General features: G+C 68.2%; 7 protein-coding genes. 3 read left to right on the plus strand and 4 right to left on the minus strand.

Annotated features, from left to right (window positions below):
* Positions 1-292: 292 nt before the first annotated feature.
* Genes RTO53_RS13530 through RTO53_RS13545 form a run of 4 tightly spaced genes read right to left on the minus strand, consistent with a single transcriptional unit; the run spans position 293 to position 4,110 of the window.
* Positions 293-949: a response regulator transcription factor gene (locus RTO53_RS13530; RefSeq protein WP_256776515.1), complete on the minus strand. Its 657-nt coding sequence runs from the start codon at positions 947-949 to the stop codon at positions 293-295.
* 38 nt (positions 950-987) lie between these two features.
* A complete protein-coding gene (locus RTO53_RS13535) occupies positions 988-2,043 on the minus strand; it encodes an ABC transporter substrate-binding protein (RefSeq protein WP_312238274.1) in 1,056 nt (351 codons plus the stop codon).
* Positions 2,040-3,422, minus strand: coding sequence for a sensor histidine kinase N-terminal domain-containing protein (locus RTO53_RS13540; protein ID WP_312238275.1), 1,383 nt, complete (start codon positions 3,420-3,422; stop codon positions 2,040-2,042). Before RTO53_RS13540 ends, RTO53_RS13535 begins: the two co-directional genes overlap by 4 nt.
* On the minus strand, positions 3,412-4,110 hold the full coding sequence (locus RTO53_RS13545) for a response regulator transcription factor (RefSeq protein WP_312238276.1): 699 nt from the start codon (positions 4,108-4,110) through the stop codon (positions 3,412-3,414). The genes RTO53_RS13540 and RTO53_RS13545 overlap by 11 nt, the downstream gene beginning before the upstream one ends.
* 236 nt (positions 4,111-4,346) lie before the next feature.
* Here RTO53_RS13545 and RTO53_RS13550 point away from each other — a divergent pair, with 236 nt between their 5' ends.
* Genes RTO53_RS13550 through phbB form a run of 3 tightly spaced genes read left to right on the plus strand, consistent with a single transcriptional unit; the run spans position 4,347 to position 7,630 of the window.
* Positions 4,347-5,480 carry a porin gene (locus RTO53_RS13550; RefSeq protein ID WP_312238279.1) on the plus strand — a complete coding sequence of 378 codons (1,134 nt, stop codon included), beginning with the start codon at positions 4,347-4,349 and terminating at the stop codon, positions 5,478-5,480.
* 40 nt (positions 5,481-5,520) lie between these two features.
* On the plus strand, positions 5,521-6,849 hold the full coding sequence (locus RTO53_RS13555; protein WP_312238280.1) for a CitMHS family transporter: 1,329 nt from the start codon (positions 5,521-5,523) through the stop codon (positions 6,847-6,849).
* Between the two features lie 40 nt (positions 6,850-6,889).
* The gene (gene phbB / locus RTO53_RS13560; RefSeq protein WP_312238277.1) at positions 6,890-7,630 is read left to right on the plus strand and encodes an acetoacetyl-CoA reductase; all 741 of its coding nucleotides are present in this window, start codon (positions 6,890-6,892) and stop codon (positions 7,628-7,630) included.
* The last annotated feature ends 384 nt before the right edge of the window (positions 7,631-8,014 follow it).

Genomic DNA, 8,014 nt, shown 5'->3' on the forward strand with positions numbered 1-8,014 from the left:
GCTCGGCTCTACCTCGGGTGATTGGGGGGCAGCCGAGCATGGCTCGGCTCTACCTCGGGTGATTGGAGGGCAGCCGAGCGTGGCTCGGCTCTACCTCGGGTGGTTGGGGGCAGCCGAGGGGGGGCAGCCGAGCGTGGCTCGGCTCTACCTCGGGTGATTGGGGGGCAGCCGAGCATGGCTCGGCTCTACCTTGGGTGACGGTGTTCGATTGCCTGGGTGCCGGGCTTCGGTAGAGCCGAGCCATGCTCGGCTGACACCGTCCGCAGGTGGCGGTGCCTCCGTGCCCGCGGACTCAGCCGTCCAAACCCGCCCCGGCATCGCCTTCCGGCTCCAACGCCTTCACCAGCACCGCCGCCTGCGTGCGGCTGTGGCATTCGAGCTTCTTCAGGATCGCGGTGACATGCACCTTGACCGTGTTCTCCGCCAGGCCCAGCTCGTAGGCGATCTGCTTGTTGAGCAGGCCGTCGGCCAGGCACAGCAGCACGCGGAACTGCTGCGGGGTGAGCTGGGCCAGGCGTGCGGCGAGCAGTGCATCGGATTCGGAACGCTCCGGGGCCATCGCCGGGAACCACACCCCGCCGTCCAGCACCGCCGCCACCGCCTGGCCGATGGTCTCGGCCGGCGCCGATTTGGGGATGAAGCCGGCCGCGCCGAACTGCTGCGCACGCCGGATCACGCGCGGGTGGTCGTTGGACGACACGATCACCACCGGGATGTCCGGGTGCGCGCCGCGTACGTGCAGCAGCGAAGAAAAGCCGCGCGCCCCGGGCATGGTCAAGTCCAGCAGCACCAGTTCGATCTCCGGATGCTGATCCAGCGCCGCCTCCAGCGTGGAGGCACTGGCCACCTCGAGCACCTGCGCCTGCGGCAGCGACTGGCGCAGCGAATGCACCACCGCGGCGCGCAGCAGCGGATGGTCGTCGGCGATCAGGACGGTCAGTTCACTCATGCGGCCAATTGTAATGAGGTTGACGGCCAGCGGCCGTCCTACCTGCCTTGCTGCCGCATGCTGCCATTCCAGGCGTCCAGGAACTGGCGGCGTTTGAGCGCATCCAGATACACCAGCAGGCCGGGGCCCAGCTGGATCGGGCGGTAGCTGCGCGCGGGCGAGCGACCACGCTGCTGGCCCTGCGCGGGCAGGATCGGCATCAGCCGCGCTTCGCGCGAGAGCACCTGTTGGCCACGTGGCGAGAGCAGGTAGTCCAGGAAGCGGCGCGCTTCCTCGGGTTGGCGGCTGCTGCGCGGGATCACCGCGGTGCGCAGCACCACCAGCGTGTAGTCCTCCGGCTCGACGATGCCCAGCGGCGCGCCGGCATCGATGCGCGCCTGCGCGTAGGAACCGAGCACGTTGTAGACCAGCGACAGCTGACCACTGCTGACCCTGTCCAGCAGCACGCCGGTGCGTTCTTCCAGCTGCACGCCGTTGTCGCCGAGCGCGCCGAGCAACGCACCGGCCATGCTGCCGCGCTGGCCGTCCTGGGTGGCCAGCAGGTAACCCACGCTGCTGCGCTCCACATCGTAGGTGCCCACCCTGCCCTGCAGCGGCGCGTCCGGCGCGCGCAGCAGGTCCAGCAGCTGGCGGCGCGTGCGCGGTACCCGCGCGGCCGGCAGTGTGCGGGTGTTGTAGACCATCGCCACCGGTTCGTAGCTGATCCCGAATGCCTCGTGCCGCCACTGCGCCCACGCCGGCAGCGCGTCGGTCTGCGCCGAACGGTGCGCCAGCGCGTGGCCGTCGTTGACCAGCTTGGTCTGCAGGTCCATGCCGCTGCTGATCAGCATGTCCGGCGCGTTCGGGCCGCTGCGGTCGCGCAGGTAGCGCGCGTAGATGTCCTGGGTGATGACGTCTTCGTAGAGGATCTCGGTGCCCGGGTGCAGGCGCTGGTAGTCGGCGATGACGGTGGCGAACACCTCGATGTCGGTCGAGCCGTGGACGCGCAGCTGCGCGGTCGGCACGCCCTTGGCGGGAAACCGCTGCACATCGCCCGGTGCGCCCCACGCGCTGCCCGCGACGGCCAGCAGCACTACAAGCCACACAGCTTTCATGGATGCATCCTCGGCAGGCGGATGGTGGCGACCAGCCCCCCGCCCACGCGGTTGCTCAGATCGATCTGGCCGCCATGGCTGTCGATGACGCGCTTGACGATGGCCAGGCCCAGCCCGGCACCGCCGGCGGCCGCGCCCTCGCCACGCGCGAAGCGCTCGAAAACACGCTCGGCGTCGGCGGCGGCAATGCCCGGGCCGTGGTCGGCGATGGTCAGCGCGCACTGCCGTGCGTCTTCGGTCAGCGCCACCTGCAGCGTGCCGTCGCCGCCGTACTTGACCGCGTTGTCGATCAGGTTCTTGATCGCCTCGCGCAGCAGCAGCGCATCGCCCTGCACCCAGGCCGATTGCGCGCCTACGGCCAGCTGCACGCGCGGTGCCGGCATCGCCTGGGGCAGGGCTTCATGCAGCGCCTGATGCAGGATCTCGGCCAGATCAACCGGCGTGAAGCGCTGCAGGTTGGCGCGATGGATGACGCTGGCATCGCTGAGCAGCTGGTTGAGCAGCCGGCTCATGTGGGTGGCGTTGCGCTCGATGGCATGCAGGCTGCGGCGCATGTCCTCCGGCTCCTCTTCGTCCAGCGCCAGCTGCGCCTGCGCGCGCAGCGCCGCCAACGGCGTGCGCATCTGGTGCGCGGCCTCGGCCATGAACGCGCGCAGGGTTTCGTTGCTGGCCGACAGCCGGCCCATGAAGTGGTTCAGCGCACCCACCATCTTGTCCATCTCGCGCGGCACGCTGGCATCCAGCGGTTTCAGGTCGGACGGTTCGCGCCGTGCCAGCTCGCGCTCCATCCGCACCAGCGGACGCAGCGCACGGTGCACGCCGAGCCCGACCAGGGCCAGCGACAGCAGCGACAACACCCCGATCGCCAGCAGCGCACGGGTCACCATGTCCTGGGCAAGCGCCTCGCGCGCACGCCGGGTCTGCCCGACCTGCACGCGCACTTCGCCCTGCGCCGACGGCGAGGATACCCGCCGCGACACTACTACGAAGCGCACCTGCTCGCCGCTGTAGGCCGCATCGAACAGCTGCGGGCGATCGCTGGGCGGGTGCGGTGGCGCGGGCAGGTCCGTGTAGCCGGTGACGGTGGCATCGCGCGCGTCGGAGACCCGGTAGAACACGCGGTCTTCCGGCGCCATCGCCAGCAGGTCCAGCGCGGCATACGGCAGATCCACCTGCCACTGCGCGTCCACCAGGGCCACCGAATCGATGATCGACAGCGCCGAGGACACCAGCAGGTGGTCGTAGGAGCGGTTGGCCGCACGCTGGCCGTAATCGCGCGCGCCAAACAGCAGGGCCACCGCGAACAGCGCCAGGAACGCGCCGAGGTAGAGCCACAGGGTGTGCCGGATCGAGCCGGAGGTGCGCGGGTCAGTCGCCATCGGCGGCCGCGCCCGCAGCGTCGTCGATGGCTTCAAGCAGATAGCCGCTGCCACGCACGGTGACGATGCGCAGCGGCGCATCGGCCAGCTTGCGGCGCAGGCGGCCGACATACAGCTCGATGGCATTCGGACCGGCATCGTCATCGAAGCCGAACAGGCCGTTGCCGATCTCGTCCTTGCCCACCACTTGGCCGAGCCGACCCATCAGGATTTCCAGCAGCCGGTATTCGCGGTTGGGCAGCTCGATCGGCTGGCCCTCCAGGCTGACCCGGTGCGAGGCGTTGTCGAACTGGAACGCGCCGATCTGCACCACTTCGCTGGCCTGGCCGCGGGTGCGCCGCAGCAGCACCCGGCAGCGCGCTTCGAACTCGCGGAAGTCGAACGGCTTGCCCAGGTAGTCATCGGCACCGACGTCCAGCGCCTGCACGCGGTCTTCGATGCCATCGCGCGCGGTCAGCATCAGCACCGGGGTGCTGTCGCCGCGCTCGCGCATGCCGGCCAGCACGCGCAGGCCGTCCAGCTTGGGCAGGCCGATATCCAGCACCACCAGGTCGAAGCGCTGGTAGCGCAGCACGCTGGCCGCGGCCAGCCCGTCGCTCTGCCAGTCCACCGCGTGGCCACTGCGGCGCATGCGGCGGACGATGGCATCGGCCAGGTCCGGGTTGTCTTCCACCAGCAGCAGGCGCATCGGTCGGGAAATCTCTCAGGAGCACGAATCCTAGCGCGAGCGGCCGCTCTGGTGGGCTTCGCTGCAGCGCACCAACCCCTGACAGGTGGATGACAGCTTCCCGGCACTAGGCTGCGCCATCGCATCGAACCCTGTGTCGATGCCATTGGCGACACACCTGCACGAACGAGTACCTGGGAGGGTCCGTGGAACTGAACGCAACCCGCTGGCGCACGCCGGCCACCTGCACCCTGTTGATGCTGGCCGCACCGCTCTGGGCCGCCGAAGACAACGAGGAAGACCGTCCGGTCACCGCCACCGTCGGCGGCCGCCTGCACCTGGATTTCGCCGATTTCGACAACGACGGCCGCGGCACGCCGAACAAGGACGACACCGAGATCCGCCGCGCCTGGCTGGACGTGTCGGGCAGGTTCTTCGTGCTGGACTACAAGCTGGAAGCCGATTTTTCCGGCGACCGGGTCGAGGCCAAGGACGTGTTCGTCAGCCGCAGCTTCGGCGATGCGGGCAAGCTCACCGTGGGCCAGTTCAAGCAGTACTTCTCGCTCGATGACCGCACCAGTTCCAACTACGGCACCTTCCTGGAGCGCGGCAACGCCGGCACCACGCTGGCGCCGCTGTACCGCCTCGGCGCCTCGTGGCAGGCCGCCCATGGCGACATGACCTGGGCCGCCAGCGCCTACAGCCTCGAAAGCATCGACGCCTGGCAGGTCAAGGGCCGTGCCGCCGGTGGCCGCGCGACCTGGGCACCGGGTGCCACCGCCGGCGACGTGCTGCACCTGGGCCTGTCGCTGGCGCATGAGCGCTACGACACCCCCGGCGCCAATGGCGTGCCGGGGCTGAAGATCCGGCCCCGCCCCGCCGGCCACCTGTCCGACAACAGCCGGCTGACCCTGGTCGACTTCTCGGCCGGGCGCGACACCGACGTCAACAAGTGGTCGCTGGAATACGCGCAGGTACGCGGACCGCTGTCCTGGCAGGGCGAGTTCAGCGGCGCGACCTTCGACGACGGCAGCCAGCGCGGCAAGGTGCTGGCCGGCTACGGCCTGGTGAGCTGGTTCGTCACCGGCGAATCGCGGGTGTACGACCGCAAGACCGGCCGCTTCGGACGGGTCAAGGCGTTCCAGCACAAGGCCGGTGCGTTCGAACTGGCCCTGCGCTATGACCAGATGCGCGGCGACCAGCACCCGGTCGGCCAGCCGGACCTGCGCGATGCGCAGACCGCGGCCTGGACGCTGGGCGGCAACTGGTACATGCGCGAGAACCTGCGCTTCATGCTCAACCTGATCGAAAGCCGCAACCGCGACCGCCTCGCCAGCACCACCCTGGACCGCACCCGCGCGGTCACCGGCCGCCTGCAGTTCGATTTCTGACCCTTTTCCTCCGCCCTACCCCTCCTGGAGTCTGCAGATGATGCTGAGCATCCTCGGCTTTGGCATGGTCATTACATTCATGTACTTGATCATGAGCAAGCGGCTGTCGCCGCTGGTTGCCCTCATCACCATTCCGATCCTCTTCGCGTTGATCGGCGGCTTCGGCGCCGGCATCGACGAGATGATGCTGGAGGGCATCAAGAAGATCGCGCCTACCGGCGTGATGCTGATGTTCGCCATCCTCTACTTCGGGGTGATGATCGATGCCGGGCTGTTCGATCCGCTGGTGCGGATCATCCTGCGCTTCGTCAAGGGCGACCCGATGAAGATCGTGCTCGGCACCGCGATCCTGGCGATGCTGATCTCGCTCGACGGCGACGGTTCGACCACCTACATGATCACCGTGTCGGCGATGCTGCCGCTGTACCAGCGGCTGGGCATGAGCGCGTTGAACATGACCTGCGTAACCATCCTCGCCGGTGGCGTGATGAACCTGACCCCGTGGGGCGGCCCGACCGCGCGTGCAGCCGCCGCGCTGCACGTGGACCCGGCCGATGTGTTCGTGCCCCTGATCCCCTCGATGGTGATCGCCTGCGCCGGCGTGCTGCTGCTGGCCTGGTACCTGGGCCTGAAGGAGCGCCACCGCCTGGGCGTGGTAAGCCTGCCGCAGGGCGGCAGCTGGATGGACAACAGCGTGTCCGACGATGGCAATGCGCTGCCGACCGTGGAGGACGCCGAGGACGTGAAGCGGCCGAAGCTGCTGTGGGTGAACCTGGCGCTGACCATCGCGCTGATGACGGCGTTGATCCTGGGCGTGCTGCCGATGCCGGTGCTGTTCATGGTCGGCTTTGCGATCGCGCTGGTGATCAACTATCCCAACCTGGCCGAGCAGCGACGCCGCGTGGTGAACCATGCGGGCAACGTGCTGTCGGTGGTGGCGCTGATCTTCGCCGCGGGCATCTTCACCGGCATCCTCAACAACACCGGCATGGTGGAGGCGATGTCGCACAGCTTCCTGGCGATCATCCCGGACAGCTGGGGCCCCTACCTGGCGGTGATCACCGCGATCGCGTCGATGCCGTTCACCTTCTTCATGTCCAACGACGCGTTCTACTTCGGCGTCCTGCCGATCCTGTCCGAAGCGGCCGGCAACTACGGCATCACGCCGGTGGAAATGGCCCGCGCGTCGCTGGCGGGGCAGCCGGTGCACCTACTCAGCCCGCTGGTGCCCTCGACCTATCTGCTGGTGGGCCTGGCCAAGGTGGAGTTCGCCGACCACCAGAAGTTCACCCTGAAGTGGGCGATCGCCATCTCGCTGCTGTTGATGGTCGGTGGTCTGCTGTTCGGTCTGTATCCCATCGCGGCCTGATGGCCCGCGCCCTGATCCGGTTACCAAGGAGTCTCCAGCAATGACGCTTCGCATCGCTTACGTCACCAGCGGCATGGGCAGTGTTGGCACCGCCATCTGCCAGAAACTGGCGCGCAACGGCCACACGGTGGTTGCCGGTTGCGCCCCGAACTCGCCGCGCAAGGCCGGCTGGCTGCGCGAGCAGCGCGAGTTGGGTTTTGACTTCATCGCCTCTGAGGGCAATGCCGCGGACTGGTCATCGACGCTGGCGGCCTTTGCCAAGGTGAAGGCCGAGGTCGGCGAGATCGACGTGCTGGTCAACAATGCCGGCGGCAGTCGCGACGTGCTGTTCCGGCAGATGAGTCCGGACGACTGGAACGCGGTGATGGGCTCGAACCTGCATGCGTTGTTCAACATCACCAAGCAGGTGATCGACGGGATGACCGCACGCGGCTGGGGCCGGATCGTGAACATCGGTTCGGTGAGCGCCCACAAGGGCCAGATCGGCCAGGTCAATTTCGCCACGGCCAAGGCGGCGATGCACGGTTTCAGCCGGGCGTTGGCCAATGAGGTGGCCGCGCGCGGGGTAACGGTGAATACGATTTCGCCAGGTTATATCGCCAGCCAGTCGATCAGCAGTTTCCCGCCGGACGTGCTCGACCGGCTGGCCGGTTCGGTGCCGATCCGCCGCCTGGGCAAGCCGGAGGAAGTGGCGAGCCTGTGCGCGTGGCTGGCGTCGGATGATGCGGCCTACGTGACCGGTGCCGATTACGCGGTGAACGGTGGGTTGCACATGTTTTGACCCTGGCGCGTCCTGCTGTGACGCGTGACCTCCCCCACGAGGTGAGCCGCGGCGCTGCGAGGCGTTGCGGCTATTTTTTTGTGTCAGTGCAGAGCGCATGCCTGCGGGTGTCTGGGCCTGGGCGGGGGTGTGCAGCGTCGCGGGACACGCTGCAAGTACATCCCTGTAAGCTCGCGTGTGCCATCCATGGCACACGACGGTCCCGCGACGCTGCACACCCCCGCCCTGGACAATTGGCCGGCGGCCTTGGCTGGAACAGAACCGCGCAGAGCAACCAGCGGCGCGCAACGCGCCGCACTGCATCCCGCGTTCCTGTTGAAAACGCGCAAACTGTCAAGGGCGGGTACGGGTGGGTTGGCGGGACCGTCATGCGCCATGGATGGC

Source organism: Stenotrophomonas sp., from assembly GCF_031995405.1.
Classification (GTDB): Bacteria; Pseudomonadota; Gammaproteobacteria; order Xanthomonadales; family Xanthomonadaceae; genus Stenotrophomonas.